The organism is Ruegeria atlantica (assembly GCF_001458195.1).
In the GTDB taxonomy this organism is placed as follows: Bacteria; Pseudomonadota; Alphaproteobacteria; order Rhodobacterales; family Rhodobacteraceae; genus Ruegeria; species Ruegeria atlantica.
Genome location: NZ_CYPU01000055.1, coordinates 40449 through 58251, shown reverse-complemented (window position 1 = coordinate 58251; position 17803 = coordinate 40449). Strand labels below are relative to the sequence as shown.

Here is a 17803-nt window from a genome sequence, read left to right as displayed (position 1 = left end):
CCCGCCGTTGTCCAGTTGCTGCCGTCCTGGGAATATTCCATGGTCCAGGTATCACCCGTGCGGTCGACCCGCAGATAGGGTGCAGTGCCACCCGAAACCGTGACCCGGAACGCCTGCGTCGACACGCCGTCAATGGTGATCGCGGCAAAGGCATACAGCTTCCTGCCGTTGGAATAAGTGTCGAACCGCAGCCAGTTGTCGGCATCCTGCTCGACCAGCAGGCCCTGGATCTGGTATTTCTCGGTCGGCGTGGTCAGAAACCGGGTTTCGATCTGGAAATCGCCATTGTTGGTGGCCTGCATCGCGCGGGTGCCGTTATTGGTGTTCCAGACGTCATAATCGCCGTCCGGCGACACCAGCTCCAGGTAGGCATCTGTGGCATTCGCTCCAAGACCCGAAGAAATCCCCGATGGCCCCTCAATGCTCCAAACAGAATCTAAAACCCCGGACGCAAAATCGTCGGAGGCCAGCCCGGCCGGCGCAGGTGCGGACCCGTTGACCGTCAGGTTCACCGTGGCCGTATCGGTGCTGTTGCCGTCCGAAATCGTGTAGGTAAAGCTGTCTGCGCCCGAGAACCCGGCATTCGGGGTATAGGTATAGGTGCCGTTGCCATTGTCGGTGAGCACCCCGTTCGCAGGCTGGGTCACGCCGGTCAGGCTGATCGGATCGCCTTCGGGGTCGCTGTCATTGGCCAGCAGATCGCCGGCTACGTTGATCACCAGCGCCACGTCTTCGTCCGTCGCCAGCCCGTCATCCACCGCATCCGGCGGATCGTTCGAGGGCGTGGTGTCGTTGACCGTCAGGTTCACCGTGGCCGTATCGGTGCTGTTGCCGTCCGAAATCGTGTAGGTAAAGCTGTCTGCGCCCGAGAACCCGGCATTCGGGGTATAGGTATAGGTGCCGTTGCCATTGTCGGTGAGCACCCCGTTCGCAGGCTGGGTCACGCCGGTCAGGCTGATCGGATCGCCTTCGGGGTCGCTGTCATTGGCCAGCAGATCGCCGGCTACGTTGATCACCAGCGCCACGTCTTCGTCCGTCGCCAGCCCGTCATCCACCGCATCCGGCGGATCGTTCGAGGGCGTGATGGTGCCGTCTTCGTTCACAATCGGATCGGCGGTGTTCTCGAAATAATCCACCTGCGCGGTAAAGCCCAACGCATTGCCGGTATTGCCCGTAAACACCCCCGCCTGCGACACCGTCATCGCGTGATTGAAACTACCCGCCGTTGTCCAGTTGCTGCCGTCCTGGGAATATTCCATGGTCCAGGTATCACCCGTGCGGTCGACCCGCAGATAGGGTGCAGTGCCACCCGAAACCGTGACCCGGAACGCCTGCGTCGACACGCCGTCAATGGTGATCGCGGCAAAGGCATACAGCTTCCTGCCGTTGGAATAAGTGTCGAACCGCAGCCAGTTGTCGGCATCCTGCTCGACCAGCAGGCCCTGGATCTGGTATTTCTCGGTCGGCGTGGTCAGAAACCGGGTTTCGATCTGGAAATCGCCATTGTTGGTGGCCTGCATCGCGCGGGTGCCGTTATTGGTGTTCCAGACGTCATAATCGCCGTCCGGCGACACCAGCTCCAGGTAGGCATCTGTGGCATTCGCTCCAAGACCCGAAGAAATCCCCGATGGCCCCTCAATGCTCCAAACAGAATCTAAAACCCCGGACGCAAAATCGTCGGAAATAGCCAAGACAACCCTCATTCACTAGAACAAAACAAAAACACCTACACTCTATTCTACACTAGCCTGCGCCGTACCAAAAGAGGGCGGGCAAGTAATTGACAGAAGATTGACCTCATCCGCTATAATATCCAACAAAACGACGTGGGAGTGCAGAATCAGGTAGCCAATTGTCTTGATCCCATAAACTAACCTCAAAAATTCGACAAACCGTGCACGGAACAAAAATTCTATTGGCAGTATACAAATTATTAATTGGCTTCTCTTTTCTGCCCGTTGAAAAACTGTCTCCGCAAACGTCCGGCGGCAATACGCGACCGTCTAACCGCGAACCCACTCAGTAATGATGCCGCGCAGAGTCGTCTTTGCAATCCTGTCAAGCCATCGATACCGTAGATTGAATTCCTGAATTCAATGCGCAGGCGTTGTTTAGAGGAAAGCTTTGCACGTGCATCGGGATTGAACCAACGCAAGACCTCTTCTTCGGACTTATTCGCCTGCCGCGACATATTTCCATGTATGCGGCGCTGAAACAGAGGCTCGCCCTCCAGATGGACGATAGGGCCCAATAATACGCATTCCAAAAGCAATACATAGTCCGAGGCAATAAAGCTGCCGATCAATTGTGTCCGGGCCAACGACTCCCGGTGAAACACACCAAAAACCGAGGTGACCAAACCCATGGCCTGTACCGCTCTGAATACACGGATTGCCGGTGAGGTGGAATTTGTATGCATAGAGCGCCGGTCAGCACGTAACACCTGTCCGGTTTCATCAATGAATTCAGACTGCGGGTAGACAATCACCGGAGGGGCATCAAATGATTCAAACTTGTCGATGCACCGGGTCAGAAACTGCGGCTTGAGCAGATCGTCATGAGCTGCCCACTTGAAGTATTTGGCGGATGCAGCGTGAAAGACGTCGTTGTAGTTTTTGGCGGCACCCAGGTTTTCAGGCTGCCTACTATAGCTAATACGGGCATCCAGTGCCGCGTAGCGGGTGCATATCTCTGCGGTGCCGTCTGTTGAGGCGTTATCGGAAATGAGCAGTTCGAAATCACCGAACTCCTGATCAAGGATCGAAACCAGAGCCTGCTCCAGAAAATCTCCGCCGTTGAAAACCGGTAGCCCGATGCTGACGACGGGCCGAGGTCCGCCCGGGCGGGAAAGAAAGGGGGTCGCTTGAATCATCTGAACCAGACCTCAGTCAGTCTCGAATTCACTCGATTCTGCCACAGCTTTCTGCGTCGGGATGACAGTTTCATTTTCTGCTTCTCTTCAATTGATTGCCAATCTTACGGCGCGCCCGGACCAAAAGCTCGCGATCATTCTGATTAATACACATTGTGAACAGCACCCCTACGTAAACAAGAGATGACAAGCCGCAGCCCAGAAAAAATTTGCCCCAGCCATCAATGGGAAAAACCTTAGAAAAAATCAGGCAGCCCAGACAAGCCGCAGCAAAGGGGCCAAGCCCCGGAAACAACGTTTTCAGCAAGAATGTGGACCATTTTCCCCGTACTAACCATAGCCCGATCGGCCACATCAAAAGAGGATAAACCAGGACATAAGCACCACTCAGAGCAATCGCCGCCCCGAGTGCACCCATGTTGTGGACGACTACGAAATACCACATACCGGTCAATGCAGACAGGCTGAGCACCATGATGCAGACGTTGTAGGCGCGAATACGACCTACGGCATATGCGATTTCATAAAACATCCCGCTGGCCCAAATGAGCGGATAAACCCCAAGCAACAACAGCATGACTGGAGCGGCAAGATTATATTTGTCTCCGGCATAAAGCATAATCAGCGGGTACGCGAAGACCAGCAAGGGCGGCAGCAAAAATAGTGTTACCCACAGAAAGTAACGCCCGCCATGATAATATAAACTCTGGAGGGTGCTTTCGCCTTCGGTCGCGTAGATTGTTGTTAGTGCCGGTTTGGCCGGGGCAGCCGCGGCTACAACCAGCTTACGAATCTGCGTATCTGCCAAGCTTCCTATATGAAACGAGGCCACATCTATGGCAGAACTGTTCCGGTTGAGAAGAAGCGCCGGAACTGCCTTGAGTACCAGATTGTTGAGCCCCTGAAATAGTGTCCAAAGACTGAAGCTCAGCAACCGCTGGATGGTTGAGAATGAGATTGCGGACAACCGCAGACGTGCATCAGGCAGGACATTGAACGTATAGCCGATCAGGATGAGCATGTTCACCAGATTGGCCACGGACGAAGCAACCGCCACCCACAGCACCTGCGTGCTGACGGCCAGCAGCAGGACCAGCAGCAGCACAATTCGCAGCGTCTCGGTTCCGAGCAGGATCAGGTTCTGTTCGACGAACCGCATCCGCACATGCAGACCAAGCCGAAATGGCGTCGCCGCGACACGTATACACAAGACGGAAACCAGCATGAGCAGCATCGCCTGAGCCTGGGTCCGGTATTGCGGATCCACGGTGATTACCCGATCGATATGGATCACAGCCAGCACGCCTGCGATAAAAAGCACCAGCGCGACCGTAAAGAGAACCGGAACCATCGAAGACACGATCGACGTCATATCGCGACCGTCGCGGCGGGCGTCGGCCTCAACCATAAAGCGCGCCAGTCCACGCAGGAATACGGTCGGGAAAAGCTCAGCAACAATCAGCAACGATGCAACAACAGGGACGAGCGCATATTCCGCCGGCTCAATACGCCGTAAAAGATATTGATTGACCCAGACTAACGCCGACATGCGGATGATAGCAGTTGCGATAGAACTGGAGGCGTTCACGACATAACGACTTACATTATTATGCGAAGGTCCGCTCATAAATATACCATCTACAAAAACATCTAACCTTTTTGTCTAATTCTGTAAAAATTCAAGCTAAATCTGGACCAATTCTTGGGTGTTTACTTGAACACCCCGCATGGGTTCCAGCCTGTTCAGGGATATAAAGCAGAGTTGAAAAACATTGCCATGAAACCAGTATATCAGCATTATTCTGTCGGCTGACAGGCCCTTGGATTTGTATGCAGTAATAGTGCCGGAGAATAAGATAATGAAACTTGATTTGGCGGAATTTGCCGCCTCGGGGCGCAGTAGCCTGACCCGTTTTTTCGCAGGCCGAAATGCGCGAAAGGTCTTTGCCATAGGCGAAAACAAGAGCGGGACAACATCACTGCACCGGATTTTTCAAAACCTTGGTTATCACTCTTATCACGGGACGAAATGGCGCGACACATCCCGAACAACAATGTACCGAATGTATGATGCCTTTTGTGATGGAGTTCCTGACAACTTCCGAAAACTCGACGAATTGTTTCCAAAAGCAAAATTCATCCTGCAGGTCCGCGACCTCGATACATGGATTGACAGCCGATTGGAACATATTCGCCGCCTGCCACCAGGTAAGAAACGTCATCCATTGTGGACAATCAAAGAAAGCTCTATCCGCGCCTGGACTGCCCAACGTGATGCTTATCATGTCGAAGTCTTGAATCATTATCGTGATCGACCGGATGATCTGTTGCTGATCAACTACATCCGCGACCCGCAGGCAGCAGAAAAAATCGCCACTTTCCTGGGCCACTCACCATTGGAAAAGAAACCACATGCGAACCGAAACCCGAAGGCCGGTCCTCGGCTAAAGAATGTTGAGATGATTACCGCAGCTCTGAAAGAACTTGGTATCCCCGAAAACGAATGGGGAAATGATATTCACTGCCCGCATTTGGAGTCGCCCGGTTTTGAAACCGTATCGGCAGATACGTCTTTGATACCCGGTGATTACCGAATTTAACCGCCGCCGTGCAATTCCATGAGCCGGGCAAACGCGCCATAGGTCTCGGCCAGGCCGCCCGAAATCGGGTGGACATCCTTTATTTGGATACTTTGACCTTCAGAGATTCCGGCAAACAGCTCGGAATAGTGGAGCTTTCGAGCAGGATCGAGATGTTGCATCGCAATGTTGCCGCCTTCCAGTTTTCCTTTCTTCCTGGATTCTATATTTTTCTGAACCACCGAGCCGGACGGAACCGAGATTCGCGTGACGGGCCGCTCTGCGGCAAATGCGTTGATCAGCGTATTGTGCCGCACAGAAATGTTTTGCCCATTACTGACCCTGATCCCGTTGGCCATTCGCGTGAAAATAATGTTCTGTTCGATAGCGAGATTGTCATGTGTACCCTTCCCGCCAAAAAAAATTCCCTGCATGTCGAATCGGTTCTGCAACAACAGGAGGTTTCCACGGATCTCGAGGTTTTTTGACGGTGGCCCTTGAAACTGCATGAAATCAGCGTGAGTATCCTCTGCCGGATAAAAATGTGTTGGACCAAAGTTGTTCTGGATCATACCGCGATCAACACCCGCGAACTTGAACGCATCGGCTCCGATGTGATCAATCCTGTTTCCGGAGAGTGTGAAACCGGCTGTCCCAAAATGCGCAATTCCGTTCAGAACATCGTGGACATAACTGTTCTCGATCGTGATGTTCGAGCTGTAGTCGCGTATTTCGATTCCAAATTTAACTGCATTCATCGGTGCCATGCGATTGGACGGGCCGCCTATGTCGGCATGTGAAATTGCAATGTTATGACTCCGCATGATCCGGATCGCCGCCCGCCCCCCAGCGGCTTCGACCCGGATGCCTTCCAACCGCAGGTTTCGTGTCTCCAAAACTACCAGACTGTCGAACCGGACATCTCCCTGGGCTACCAGTGTCACGGTTCGGTCGAAGGACAGGCCACGCAGTTGAACCGCACCATAATCGCCAGAAGCCAAGTTGATCCGGTCCCCGGCCGTCGCCTGGATCAGATCGGCCTGCAGTGTTGCCGCCAAATCCGCCGCCTCGCCCGACCCAGCACTCCATGCACCTACCACTGCGACAGATGCAGCTAGCAGGATAACCCTCCATCGCATCCTCTTCCTCCCTTACTAAGTGAAGTCCTTTCTGGTTGCCATGGTAACAGAACAGTCTCGATCCCGCTGCTCCAATCACCGCCCGCACCTCATGAGGGGGCTCTCGAAGAACCGGAACGATAATGCGGCCTGCACCTGGGTCAAGATCACCGAAGCCAGAACGACAGATTCGAAGTGGGATTAAAAACGCCCGGCAGCCTCAGACTCGGCTCGATGTTGAATGGGTGGAACAGAAAGGTGAAGTAGGAGTAAAACCCGATGGCTGAAAACCAAGACAATGCCCGGCTCCTGACCTCCTTGTAGCGAAATTCAAACAACACGATCAGTAGGCAAGTAATGAGAGCGATGAACGTGTATTTCAGCGAACTCCGCAGCGCGGGGTTTCAGAATACAAGCAGATAGGACATAACGGCCAACAGAGCCAGCGTCCACATCAGCGGTTGGGCAGACACCTGGCACCGCATACAGACCGCGGCAATCCCCCCTGTGGCGATGGAAGCGATCCATGCAGGCGGGAAAATTGCAGACTGCCTCAAGCTCGGCGAGGTTGAGATGCGGCCGCAACGCTATAGAAGCGATGCTGATCAGCGCTAGAAACGCCAGAAAATTTTACCGTAAGCCCAAAAAAATATATAGACGAATTCTTCGACCGAAAGCGACTAGGTGATTGTATAAGGCACTGCCTCTGGGCCATCGAAGAAGATCAACCATCCCGCTAGGAACAGATAGTTGATCTAGGTCCGACTCACATTCTCCTGATCGAATCCCAGAACCAAGCTGGCGCACAGAAACAACGTCACAGCAACCATGTAGAGAGGGATAATCCGAAAAATGCGGCGCAGAAAAACCTCGGTACTTTCTGTATCTAGTCGTCGCGGCAGGGAGCCGCTGAGCGGAAAGAAGATATCAACCCCCAACAGACCATAACGCCAGAAGAACTGGGCGATCGAATCTAGCTCGGTCACCTTATAACGCGTTGCTATGTAATAAATAGCAACTGCCTACGTCTTATCTCGAAAATGCCTTTTTTTCTGGCGAGTATACCCCGACTGAACCGTCACATCCCGCCCTCTTTCAGAAGCATCTCTGTCCGAAGCGGCACCCTTGTGATCATTCGGCCCTGCATCCTGCGCACCCGGATTTTTATCCATTTTTTTATCTTCGTTGAAGAAACAGAATCCGCAGCCCAGTAGAAACACAAACAGGACGTAAACGGCATTCCAGTAATGGACAGTCCAGCCCGCGATATAAAGACCCAGAAGCGTAATCAAGTAACCCGTTCTGTACTCACTCTCCCGTGGACCAAGGTTTTTACGGAATAGAACAAGCAAAAAGATCGATACAAATGCAAGTTGCATGAACACCGCACTCGGAAGTCCAAAGCGAACAGCGGGAAGTAGCCAAAACATGTCGATACTGGCTGGCATAAAGGCCGGGCGCTCCCACTCATTTTGACCAACGCCAAAAAGAGGATTCTTGGCTACCGATGCGGTCCCGTGCTCCCAAATTCTCAGGCGGTTCCACGCTGACGATTTGCGGAAAGCCACATAGGAAATTAGAATTTGCGCAACACTGCGGTTGGCAAACAGTTCTATCACAACGATTCCCATCAGGAACAGCCCAGACAGAATAACCCATCTCTCCCTGATAGACTTGAAAACCTGATCCCAGGCGATCAAGAACATCTGCGCGCCTGCGGCTACAAACGGCCCCGAAGACAGGGAAAGGAAAACCCCTAATAGACCTGCAAAGGCATATATAATGCGCCGAAAGACCGGTTTTCCATATCCAAGCACAAAATACCCAAGCCCGATTATGACAGAACTGAAAGCACCATACAGAATCGGATGCTCAAATACGGACTGAACCCGCCGCAAACCCCATCTCGGGTCCATGTAGAGTGTGTTGTAGGATTTGTAGAAAATTTCAAAAATATCAAGCGCAACACTTCTGCCGCTGATTGTCTCGATGACCGCCAAAGGTAGCAGAGCCATCGCCACCCAAAACAAAACTCGGACAACCGTGTAAAAGGTGGTTGGTGTTCTGACGTATATTCTGGCAATCAAGTACGCCCCCATAGTTTCAACCAAGCCTATGCCTCCGGCCTCTATCGCCCTGGAGGGGCCGTGTATCATCGCATAGCTCAACGCAATCCATACACACATCAAAAGCAGGGCTATGTCGGGCAGACGAATACGCCCTGCACGGCCAGACAACCACATAAACACCAAAGGCCCAAAAAGAACGACCAACAATAAGCGGTAGACCGAGAGCCGCAACGGCCCCAGAAAAAGAATAAATGGAATTGTCAGCCCCAGCAGAAAAATGGTCACGATTGCCGGGAGGCGCTCAGTCTTGCGCAACGATTTTGGAGCCCTCTCCACTGTCATGGGGTCTGGTGCGCGCCTGCCAGAAATGCCTTGTTTCATAAGCTTACGACTCATTTTGGAGCTTAAAGTTTCACACTGCTGCAGAAATTTTCTGGAAAACTAAATTTATGGGCCTCATAAAGTATATACACCTCTTTGAACCGGGAAATTACCCATGCCGATTGTCCGCATCGGACCCAAGTTGGTCTATTTTGTCCATATCCCCAAATGCGCTGGCAGTTCGGTCGAAGATTACATGAGCGAAAGGTTCGGGCCGCTGGCTTTTCTGGATCGGAAGTATCTGTCCACAGAACCCGATAAGCGCTGGTCTAATACCTCGCCCCAGCATGTGAACTGGGCCACGCTGGAGCGTCTCTTTCCCGCAGGTTTTTTCAGCGACATCATAACTGTGGTGCGTCACCCCCTGGATCGTGCCGTAAGCGCCTATCGCTTCCAGTCCGAGGTCGAGGGAACTGTTGCTCAGGGCACAAGCTTCAGTGAGTGGTTGCGATCCGAAGCTGATCTTTGGGCGACAAGCCCACACAGGCATGACAATCACAGCCGCCCGCAAGTCGATTTCCTGCCTCCGATCGGAGGGCTTAATTGCGTCGTCTTCCACCTCGAACACGGGCTTGATGCTCTCATTCCCTATTTTGACGGGTTGTCCGGAACACAAAGCAATCCGCGCGCCATGGGGCATGCCTTGCGCGCCAACGCGCCAAAGGTCGGTGTTTTTAAGCCGGATGAAGCTGACCGGGCACTTGTTGCCAAGATTTATGCCGCCGATTTCGAGCGATTTGGCTACGAGCCGGACAATCGAATGCCTCTGGCACCTGCGCCAGAGCTTTCCGCTCACTTTCTTGCGGAAAATGCGGCGGCAAGTGTACGCGCGAAACGGACGCTGTTTCAACTGGTAACACGCGTCCGTCGCCGGGTTCGGAAATGGCAGCGATGAGTATAAATCATTCCTGTGCTTAAATATTCCCGGCATGGGGTCAACTCACCTTGCTTTTGACAAGCTGCCACAGAAACCCAGGATTGTGCCTCAGGCCACTCAGGTAGAAGCGACGCGCAATTTTGCGCTTGCCGTGCCGGGCAAGAATCCGGCCGATGCGCCACATCATCATACCATAAGCGTCGGGATAACGCGCATAGGCATCGCGGTTGCGCTTTACTATCCGGATAAGGCCAATCGCCTTGGCGCGTTTCAGTTTCGAAATGCCATCGGGAGAGGAAAACGCCATTACCACTGGTTCGGGATATTCCACTATTTTCGTATGTTGCGCCAGCGACGAACTGAACGCCCAGTCGGCGTTTGAACGGGTCACATCGTCAAACCACAGCGGCTCTGGATAGCAATCGTGGCGGAACAAGGCGTTCTGCAGGCTGATCCGGTTTTCGGTCAGATATTTACGCACCTGATCCTCATGCGGCTTCATGATGCGGTGCGGCGGCGGCCGCATCGACACCAACCCGACCCCATAGGAACCGTCCGGCCCACTGCCATAAAGCACCTTGGAATGGATAACCGCACCCACTTCAGGCGGGGCTGCTTCCAGCAGATCCATCTGCATCTGCAACTTGCCGGGCAACCACAGATCATCGCTGTCTTGAAAGGCAATGTAACGCCCCTCGGCCGCAGCCAGACCAGTATTGCGCGCGGCAGACGCGCCCCCGTTTTTTTCGCGCTTGATATAGCGGATCCGTGAATCAGCAATCCCATCCACGATAGGCTGCAAGTCCTCGGTCGAAGCATCGTCAACAACGATCAGCTCGAGATTACGGTAGGACTGGTTGAGAACGCTGCGCATTGAATCTTCAAGACTGGCGCTGCGATTATAAACCGGCAGAATAACCGAAACGGTTGCACTCATAGACTGCCTCACAAAATTAACTACGGTGTAGAATAACATGCCCTCGCGGACCGCGCCATCGGCAACACCACTCGCAGCGGAAGGGTGGGCGTTTACAAAACAATATCTCAGATTTCCAGAAAATTTACATCATACAGCAACAATGCCGTCATTTTGAAACGGACCGCTAGGTTTGTTTCCTGGGGAGTTATAGTATCCTTTTCAGGATCAGAGATATTACATCATGCCCGACATCCCTCAGCTGAGCATCGTCATACCGCACCTCAATGCACCAGGCGCCTTGCGCGAGTGTCTGACAGCGCTTGCAGAACAAGCTGATGATGGTATCGCCTTCGAGGTCATCGTTGTCGATAATGGCTCGACGGAAACACCGGACGAGATTTGCGCCGCATTTCCTTTTGCCCGTCTTGCCCACGAAACGACGCTTGGACCGGGCCCCGCACGCAGTCGCGGGGCCACCCTGTCCCGGGCGGAAATATTGGCTTTCATCGATTGCGACTGTATCGCACAATCAGGCTGGATCGCCGGTATCGTCGACTATTTCAATGCGCATCCCGACACGGATGTAATCGGCGGTGACGTCAGGATTTTGCGCATCGACCCCAATGCGACCACCGCAGTCGAAGCCTATGAAAGTGTCTATGGATACCGCATGCAGCTTTATATTATGAGAGATGGCTATGCAGCGACTTGCAATATGGGCGTGCGTCGCGGCGCCTTTCGAAAAGTGGGCGATTTCGCCGGAATTACCATCGCTGAAGATGTGGATTGGGGTCGCAGAGCCACCTCACTTGGGATGATAACCCGCTATGTACCGCAGATTGTCGTTGAAACTCAGGCGCGTGGATCCTTCAGTGAACTGACCCGGAAATGGGACCGTCATATTGGCCACGACTTTGCTGAAGTTTCAGGTATCGGTGGACGACTGCGCTGGGGCACTCGCGCGCTGATTCTGGCGGCTTCTCCATTAGGTGAGGTTCTGCGCATCCTCCATTCAGACCGCGTCTCGGGCTTACGGGACCGTTTCTTGGCACTGTTTTGCCTCACACGCATCCGTCTTTACAGATGTCGCCGCATGCTTGCGCTTTTGTTTGGCCGCGCCGCACAAACAGCAACGGCCTGGCGACAAGGGAGCTGATCTGAATGCCATCACAGCAAAACAGCTTGTTACTGAACTCAGATAGGGTACAAGTTTTTACGTCGATTTATTTCAAGCTATCAGTGAAAGTACAGCAAAGAGTAACATGACCAGAGAAGCAATTTTTAACGATTTAAATGAGATTTTTGCCGACGTTCTTGATCTCGGTGATCTGTCCCTGACCGAGGCGACTATTGCAGACGACGTCGAGGAATGGGACAGCCTGAGCCACATCCGCTTGGTCGTGTCGATCGAGCAGCACTATGGGTTCAAATTCACAACTGCTGAAATCGAAGCACTCAAATCGGTCGGCGATCTTGTAGACTGCATTCAGAAAAAGACCGGTTAGCGGAGTGGATCATGGCTGTGTTCTCTATCGAAGAGCTCAACTGGTTGCGTCCCGCCCCGTCCGATTTTCGTGCCAAGCTGCGTGCGCTTGATCCTACAATCGAAATCGAGGCACTAGTTGAGCTTGCCAACCACGCGCTGGATCTCAACAAACTTACTCAACTGAACCGTGCCCTGGGCAAGGTAGACCCCGCGCAGGCGAAAGATGCAGCACTTTCTTCAGTGCGCCTTGCCGTGTTGGCAGATGCGACCACGGAATATATAGCACCGGCGATTCGCGCCAGCGCGCTGCGTCATGGGATTTTCACTACACTCTATGTGCCAGATTACGGTCAAGCCACGCAGGAAGTATTGAACCCCGAAAGCGGGCTGACAAGTTTTGGGGCTGACATGGCATTGTTGGCGCCTGATTGCCGCAGCCTGGGGTTGGCCACGGTTTATATGAATCCCGACAATGCCAAAGCAGCAGTAGACGCTGCAATTGCACAAATCCGCAGCCTGGTTGACGGGTTGAAGCGCACCGCAATCCCGACGGTCATCCTGCAAACTCTGCCGATCCCGCCCGATCCCTGGTGCGGGCACTATGACCGGCGCACCCCCGGTTCGGTCGCGGCTCAGATCGCTGCTTTCAACGAAGACCTGCTGGACCTAGCCGAAGAGCAGTCGCTGACAGTGCTGGACATCGCCACCCTGGCCGACACCGTTGGTCGGTCACGCTGGTTCGACCCTGCCTATTGGCATCGAGCGAAACTGCCTTTCGCGCTTGATTGTGTCCCTCTTTATGCTGATCACGTTGCCCGGATGCTGGGCACACTGCGCGGCAAGGCGCGTAAGTGTCTGGTTCTCGACCTCGACAATACATGCTGGGGTGGCGTCATCGGCGATGACGGCCTAGACGGCATCCGCATTGGACAAGGCACTGCGGAGGGCGAGGCTTTTCTGGCGATTCAGCGCTATGCGCTGGACCTCAAGACGCGCGGCGTGGTGCTGGCCGTCTGCTCTAAGAACGAAGAAGATGCCGCCCGCCTGCCGTTCCAAAAACACCCCGACATGCTGCTGCGGGAAGATGATGTTTCAGTCTTCATTGCCAACTGGACCGACAAGGCCAGCAATATTCGCCATATTGCCAAGCTGCTCAATATCGGCACCGATGCGCTGGCATTCCTCGATGACAATCCGGCCGAACGCGAGCGGGTACGCCAGATGCTACCCGAGGTTGCTGTACCCGAATTATCGGACGACCCCGCGCTTTATCCGACCGCACTGGCCCAGGCCGGGTACTTCGAGACCACAGGCCTGTCGGCCGACGACGAGCAGCGCGCCGATCAATACCGAGCCAATGCCGCCCGCAGTGTCGCGATGGAAACCATCGGCGACTATGGTGAATATCTGAAATCTCTCGACATGGTTTGCGAGGCACGTGGTTTCGATGATATCGGGCGCACACGCATCGCTCAGCTGATCAATAAATCCAACCAGTTCAACCTGACTACGCGCCGCTATACCGAGGCCGAGGTCGCCCACATGCAGCAGAACCCGGATCTGTTCACGCTGCAGATTCGATTGGCCGACAAATTCGGCGATAACGGCATGATATCGGTGATGATCTTTCGCAAAGGGACCGAAGACTGGATCTGCGACACCTGGCTGATGAGCTGCCGGGTTCTGGGACGTCGCGTCGAAGAAGCCGCCTTAGGGCTTGTCGCCGATGCAGCACGCCAAGCGGGGGCAAAGCGCCTGATCGGTGAGTATATTCCTTCCGAAAAAAACAGGATGGTCTCGGGTCATTTCGAAAAGCTGGGCTTTGCAAAAACCGCCGAAGAGGCGGATGGACGCACAATCTGGCAGCTTGATCTTGCCGGTTACAACGCGCCTGCCCAATTGCCCATGACATTAAACAGCCCGCCCGCCGATGCCGCGGCCTGAACAATCGGATTCTTTTATGCCTGCGCATTCTTCTGATCTATCCTCTGACGTTCTGGCCGGGGAATGGCCTTCAACCCACCGCATCGCCGAAGCGGTTTTGGCGATCTGGCCCGAGCATGAACGCTATATCCGCAAAAGTCTTGCGGGCCGCGATGCGGCTATGATGCGCACCACTGAAACCCTAGCCGAGGCCGTGTTGCTACTTGTGAGCGACCGGTTAGACGCCATTGCGGCACATTACCGTTGGACATGCGACCGGTTGCGCGAAGAGGAGTTGTTCTTTCATCGCGAGGGCCGGTATCGGCTGTCAACCTTCGCCGAAGCAGATGCCGAAGTCTATTCCGATGCAGCCTATATGGAAAAATACATGGACGGGCTGCTGTTAAGTCAGGTCTTGTGGTTCAACCACGCGGCAAGCTGCCATTTTTTTCTGACTGAATTGCCCGCGCTTCTGCAACCGGGCGGTTCTCTGCTGGAGATTGGCCCAGGCCATGGGCTCATGATGTCGCTGGCCCTACGGGACTTTGGTCTGTCCAGCGCCAACGCCTGGGATTTGTCAGAGGTGTCTCTCGACCAAACCCGTGCCGCGCTGGAAAGGCTAGGCCACCATGGCTGCCACTTTGCGGTTCAGAACGTCATGGATGTGCCCGCTGACACACCGCCGGCAGATCTGGTGGTACTGTCCGAGGTGCTGGAACATCTGGAAGACCCAAAATCGGTCATGCGCAAGCTGCACGCTCAGGTTCGCCCTGAAACAGGCCGCATCTTCATCAACGTGCCGATCAACAGCCCCTCGCCCGATCACCTCTACCTGATGCGGACGCCCGATGATGCGCGCGCGCTCCTTAACGATACCGGATTCGAGATTCTGAAAGACGGTTTCTTCGCCACCCAAGGCACCGCATTGGAGCGGGCCCTGCGCAACAAGATTTCCGTCTCGGCCTGCATGATTGCCCGCCCGGTCTGATCGTATCCGTTCATGCTGTTCAATTCCCTTCCGTTTGTTTTCATTTTCCTGCCCCTGACGCTAGCCGGCTATTACCTGCTGATCCGGATGGGGCTGAAACAGTGGATATTCCTGTTTCTGGTCATCGCCTCGCTGATCTTCTACGCAGTCTGGAATCCGCCCTATGTTCTGCTGCTGATCCTGTCGGTTCTGGGCAATTATCTCACCGGACTGTGGATTGAGCGTGCACGGGATAACGGAAGCGGCTCAGGCTGGGCCCTAGCCCTGGGCGTTGCCGGCAACCTGCTGGTGCTGGGCTGGTTCAAATATGCCAACTTCTTCGTCGACAACGCGAATATGCTGGGGGCCGGTCTGCATCTGGAAAGGATCATCCTACCTCTTGCCATCTCATTCTACACTTTCCAGCAGATCGCCTTTCTTGTGGATGTCTCGCGCGGCGAGATTCGCACAGGAGGAATCTGGCGCTATGCCACGTTCGTGATTTTCTTTCCGCAGCTCATCGCGGGTCCGATCGTGCATTACAAAGAGATGATGCCGCAATTCTTCGGGCGTAATCCGGGGCGTTTCGTGACCGCTAACATGACCGTCGGGCTGGTGATCTTTGCAATTGGCTTGTTTAAGAAAACAGTCATCGCCGACAGCGCGGCCTTTTTCGCCACACCGGTCTTCGAAGCGGCGCAGGCTGGCAACACGATCAGCCTTCTGGCCGGATGGAAGGCCGCACTGGCTTATACAGTGCAGCTCTATTTCGACTTTTCGGGGTACTCCGACATGGCTATCGGCCTGGCACGTATGTTCGGAATAAAGTTGCCGGTGAACTTCCACTCGCCGCTGCGCGCCGCCTCGATCATCGAATATTGGCGGCGCTGGCATATCACCCTGCAGCAGTTCATCGTATCCTATATGTATCAGCCGCTGGTATTGCCCCTGTCACGGCTGGCCGCGCAATGGCGGCTGGGGAAATGGGCGTCCTTCTCGGTAACAGTGGCTGCCCCCACAGTTGTTTTGTTTGTGGTGATCGGCCTTTGGCACGGGGCAGCCTGGACCTATGTCCTCTTTGGTTTGATGCACGGCACATATCTGGCAATCAACGAGTTCTGGCGCGCGCTGCGGCGCAAGGCCCGCCGCAAAAGCGGTATTCCCGGTTCCAGCATGGCGCTGTACCACGCGGTGACGCTGATTGCGGTAATCTTCGCCAACGTGATGTTCCGCGCTGACAGCCCCGCCGCAGCAATCGCTGTCTGGCAAGGTATGATTCGCCTGGACCAAATCGCCGGTATGGCGACAGTGCTGCCTGCGAAATCCTCCGAACTGATAACCGAACCGGGGCTGTTCCTGCTGGGGGCCGCCGCGTTGATTTTCCTGTGCCCAAACACGCAACAGATCATGGGTCGGTATTCCCCGATCCTGCACTGGAACCGTTGGCGCAACCGAGCCCCATCGTTGCTGCATCTGACATGGCGACCGACCCTGCCCTGGATGATTTGGAGCGGTGTGGTTCTGTTTCTAGGGCTTGCCTTCATTCTGCGCGGGCAGTCAGAATTCATTTATTTCAACTTTTAGGATGCGCCGATGACCAAACCCCTGCGCCTGCGCACCTTCCTCACCGGCCTCTGGCTGACCGTGTTGGCCTGTATTGTGCTGGCCTTCCTGCTACCGCATGATCCCTATTTTCGCTATCAGGCAATGGGCGGCACGATCTTTGAACGCGCCCGGTGGATTTATGAGCGCATCCATTTCGACGAAACCCCGATCGATATCGCTTTTCTTGGGTCGTCACGTACAGCACGCGGCGTGATTTCTCCGGATCTGGAAGAACGTCTTGCAGAACAGGGGATCGACGCCCGCATTGTCAACTTCTCGCTTCCCGCATCCGGTTTCGATGTGCGCTTGCCGATTATCCGCGAATTGCTGTCTGAACATAAGCCAAAGCTGATCGTGATCTCTGTGGTAGAGCAGTTTCCCCGGCACGGGCATCAGGCTTTTGGTGATTTGGCCGGCGCAGGTGAGGTGCTGCAAAGCCCTTGGATCGTAAACCGGAACCTACCGGAAAATCTGGCACGACTGCCGATCCGGCAGATTCAGTTGGCCGCCGCAAACCTATTGCCCGAAGCGTTCGGTTATCAGCCCGAATTCAACCCGACCACCTATGCCGGCACCACGATCGATCCGCGGATTTTTAATCCCGGCAAGGCATTCAGTCCCAAAAGCGCCGCCGATATCGAAGTGCTGAAAGACGAATCCGAATTCCGACGCCGTAAGCTAACGCGCCCGATCTTGCCGGAATCGATGGCCGGGATCGAATTTGGCATTCCCCGCACCTATCTGCGCCGGATCGCCGAACTGGCCAAAGCCAAGGGCGTGCAGATAGCTTTCCTCTATCTTCCCTTCTACGGGGGCTACGAAGAGCCCTTCGAGAAAGCATGGTTGGAGCAATTCGGGCCGGTCTTCTCGGCGGGTTTCCTGCTGAACGATCCCAATCTGTATAACGACGTGGCCCATGTCTCTGAACTTGGTGCCGTTCTGGTGACGGATTGGTTGACCGAAACGCTTACTCCGCTGCTCGACCCTTCAACCAGGTCATAATACAG

15 protein-coding genes are annotated in these 17803 nt (G+C 54.4%); 8 read left to right on the top strand and 7 right to left on the bottom strand.

The annotated features are described in order from the left end of the window. From RUA4292_RS16230 to RUA4292_RS16220, 3 genes are all read right to left on the bottom strand, one after another. On the bottom strand, nt 1-1691 hold a 1691-nt coding region (locus RUA4292_RS16230; RefSeq protein WP_158507050.1), incomplete at its 3' end, for a cadherin-like domain-containing protein. A 242-nt stretch (nt 1692-1933) separates the two neighbouring features. Then, nucleotides 1934-2872 (bottom strand): glycosyltransferase family 2 protein, encoded by a 939-nt coding sequence (locus RUA4292_RS16225; protein ID WP_058278545.1) that lies wholly within the window; start codon nt 2870-2872, stop codon nt 1934-1936. A gap of 70 nt (nt 2873-2942) precedes the next feature. Next, entirely contained in the window at nt 2943-4499 is a 1557-nt protein-coding gene (locus tag RUA4292_RS16220) for a polysaccharide biosynthesis protein (RefSeq protein ID WP_145974990.1), read from the bottom strand. Nucleotides 4500-4692: 193 nt separating this feature from the next. Between RUA4292_RS16220 and RUA4292_RS16215 the strand changes: the two genes are divergently transcribed. Continuing rightward, nucleotides 4693-5472 (top strand): sulfotransferase, encoded by a 780-nt coding sequence (locus RUA4292_RS16215; RefSeq protein WP_145974989.1) that lies wholly within the window; start codon nt 4693-4695, stop codon nt 5470-5472. On the opposite strand, the gene RUA4292_RS16210 is transcribed toward RUA4292_RS16215, so the two are convergent. The 3 genes from RUA4292_RS16210 to RUA4292_RS16200 all read right to left on the bottom strand — a co-directional run bounded on the left by RUA4292_RS16210 (nt 5469) and on the right by RUA4292_RS16200 (nt 9019). After that, nucleotides 5469-6590 carry a right-handed parallel beta-helix repeat-containing protein gene (locus RUA4292_RS16210; protein WP_058278542.1) on the bottom strand — a complete coding sequence of 374 codons (1122 nt, stop codon included), beginning with the start codon at nt 6588-6590 and terminating at the stop codon, nt 5469-5471. The genes RUA4292_RS16215 and RUA4292_RS16210 overlap by 4 nt on opposite strands. Before the next feature lie 734 nt (nt 6591-7324). Beyond that, entirely contained in the window at nt 7325-7555 is a 231-nt protein-coding gene (locus tag RUA4292_RS16205) for a hypothetical protein (RefSeq protein ID WP_058278541.1), read from the bottom strand. Between the two features lie 36 nt (nt 7556-7591). Further along, on the bottom strand, nt 7592-9019 hold the full coding sequence (locus RUA4292_RS16200; RefSeq protein WP_233493470.1) for an O-antigen ligase family protein: 1428 nt from the start codon (nt 9017-9019) through the stop codon (nt 7592-7594). A gap of 115 nt (nt 9020-9134) precedes the next feature. On the opposite strand from RUA4292_RS16200, the gene RUA4292_RS16195 reads away from it, so the two are divergent. Further along, on the top strand, nt 9135-9914 hold the full coding sequence (locus tag RUA4292_RS16195) for a sulfotransferase family 2 domain-containing protein (protein WP_058278539.1): 780 nt from the start codon (nt 9135-9137) through the stop codon (nt 9912-9914). Between the two features lie 40 nt (nt 9915-9954). Here the strand turns inward: RUA4292_RS16195 and RUA4292_RS16190 are convergent, their stop codons facing one another. Next, nucleotides 9955-10833, bottom strand: coding sequence for a glycosyltransferase family 2 protein (locus RUA4292_RS16190; RefSeq protein ID WP_058278538.1), 879 nt, complete (start codon nt 10831-10833; stop codon nt 9955-9957). A 223-nt stretch (nt 10834-11056) separates the two neighbouring features. Between RUA4292_RS16190 and RUA4292_RS16185 the strand changes: the two genes are divergently transcribed. The 6 genes from RUA4292_RS16185 to RUA4292_RS16160 all read left to right on the top strand — a co-directional run bounded on the left by RUA4292_RS16185 (nt 11057) and on the right by RUA4292_RS16160 (nt 17798). Continuing rightward, on the top strand, nt 11057-11971 hold the full coding sequence (locus RUA4292_RS16185; RefSeq protein ID WP_058278537.1) for a glycosyltransferase family 2 protein: 915 nt from the start codon (nt 11057-11059) through the stop codon (nt 11969-11971). A gap of 106 nt (nt 11972-12077) precedes the next feature. After that, a complete protein-coding gene (locus tag RUA4292_RS16180; RefSeq protein ID WP_058278536.1) occupies nt 12078-12320 on the top strand; it encodes an acyl carrier protein in 243 nt (80 codons plus the stop codon). An 11-nt stretch (nt 12321-12331) separates the two neighbouring features. Then, the gene (locus tag RUA4292_RS16175) at nt 12332-14245 is read left to right on the top strand and encodes an HAD-IIIC family phosphatase (protein WP_058278535.1); all 1914 of its coding nucleotides are present in this window, start codon (nt 12332-12334) and stop codon (nt 14243-14245) included. A 16-nt stretch (nt 14246-14261) separates the two neighbouring features. Continuing rightward, nucleotides 14262-15212 carry a class I SAM-dependent methyltransferase gene (locus tag RUA4292_RS16170; RefSeq protein WP_158507048.1) on the top strand — a complete coding sequence of 317 codons (951 nt, stop codon included), beginning with the start codon at nt 14262-14264 and terminating at the stop codon, nt 15210-15212. Nucleotides 15213-15224: 12 nt separating this feature from the next. Beyond that, complete coding sequence (locus tag RUA4292_RS16165) at nt 15225-16775, top strand: MBOAT family O-acyltransferase (protein WP_058278533.1); 1551 nt, start codon at nt 15225-15227, stop codon at nt 16773-16775. A gap of 9 nt (nt 16776-16784) precedes the next feature. Then, complete coding sequence (locus tag RUA4292_RS16160; RefSeq protein ID WP_058278532.1) at nt 16785-17798, top strand: SGNH/GDSL hydrolase family protein; 1014 nt, start codon at nt 16785-16787, stop codon at nt 17796-17798. The last annotated feature ends 5 nt before the right edge of the window (nt 17799-17803 follow it).

Bases quoted from the DNA above. Each gene is read 5' to 3' on its own strand.
- RUA4292_RS16195 (WP_058278539.1), top strand. From the start codon at position 9,135: ATGCCGATTGTCCGCATCGGACCCAAGTTGGTCTATTTTGTCCATATC.
- RUA4292_RS16175 (WP_058278535.1), top strand. From the start codon at position 12,332: ATGGCTGTGTTCTCTATCGAAGAGCTCAACTGGTTGCGTCCCGCCCCG.
- RUA4292_RS16165 (WP_058278533.1), top strand. From the start codon at position 15,225: ATGCTGTTCAATTCCCTTCCGTTTGTTTTCATTTTCCTGCCCCTGACG.
- RUA4292_RS16160 (WP_058278532.1), top strand. From the start codon at position 16,785: ATGACCAAACCCCTGCGCCTGCGCACCTTCCTCACCGGCCTCTGGCTG.
- RUA4292_RS16190 (WP_058278538.1), bottom strand. From the start codon at position 10,833: ATGAGTGCAACCGTTTCGGTTATTCTGCCGGTTTATAATCGCAGCGCC.
- RUA4292_RS16200 (WP_233493470.1), bottom strand. From the start codon at position 9,019: ATGAAACAAGGCATTTCTGGCAGGCGCGCACCAGACCCCATGACAGTG.
- RUA4292_RS16225 (WP_058278545.1), bottom strand. From the start codon at position 2,872: ATGATTCAAGCGACCCCCTTTCTTTCCCGCCCGGGCGGACCTCGGCCC.
- RUA4292_RS16185 (WP_058278537.1), top strand. From the start codon at position 11,057: ATGCCCGACATCCCTCAGCTGAGCATCGTCATACCGCACCTCAATGCA.
- RUA4292_RS16170 (WP_158507048.1), top strand. From the start codon at position 14,262: ATGCCTGCGCATTCTTCTGATCTATCCTCTGACGTTCTGGCCGGGGAA.
- RUA4292_RS16180 (WP_058278536.1), top strand. From the start codon at position 12,078: ATGACCAGAGAAGCAATTTTTAACGATTTAAATGAGATTTTTGCCGAC.
- RUA4292_RS16220 (WP_145974990.1), bottom strand. From the start codon at position 4,499: ATGAGCGGACCTTCGCATAATAATGTAAGTCGTTATGTCGTGAACGCC.
- RUA4292_RS16210 (WP_058278542.1), bottom strand. From the start codon at position 6,590: ATGCGATGGAGGGTTATCCTGCTAGCTGCATCTGTCGCAGTGGTAGGT.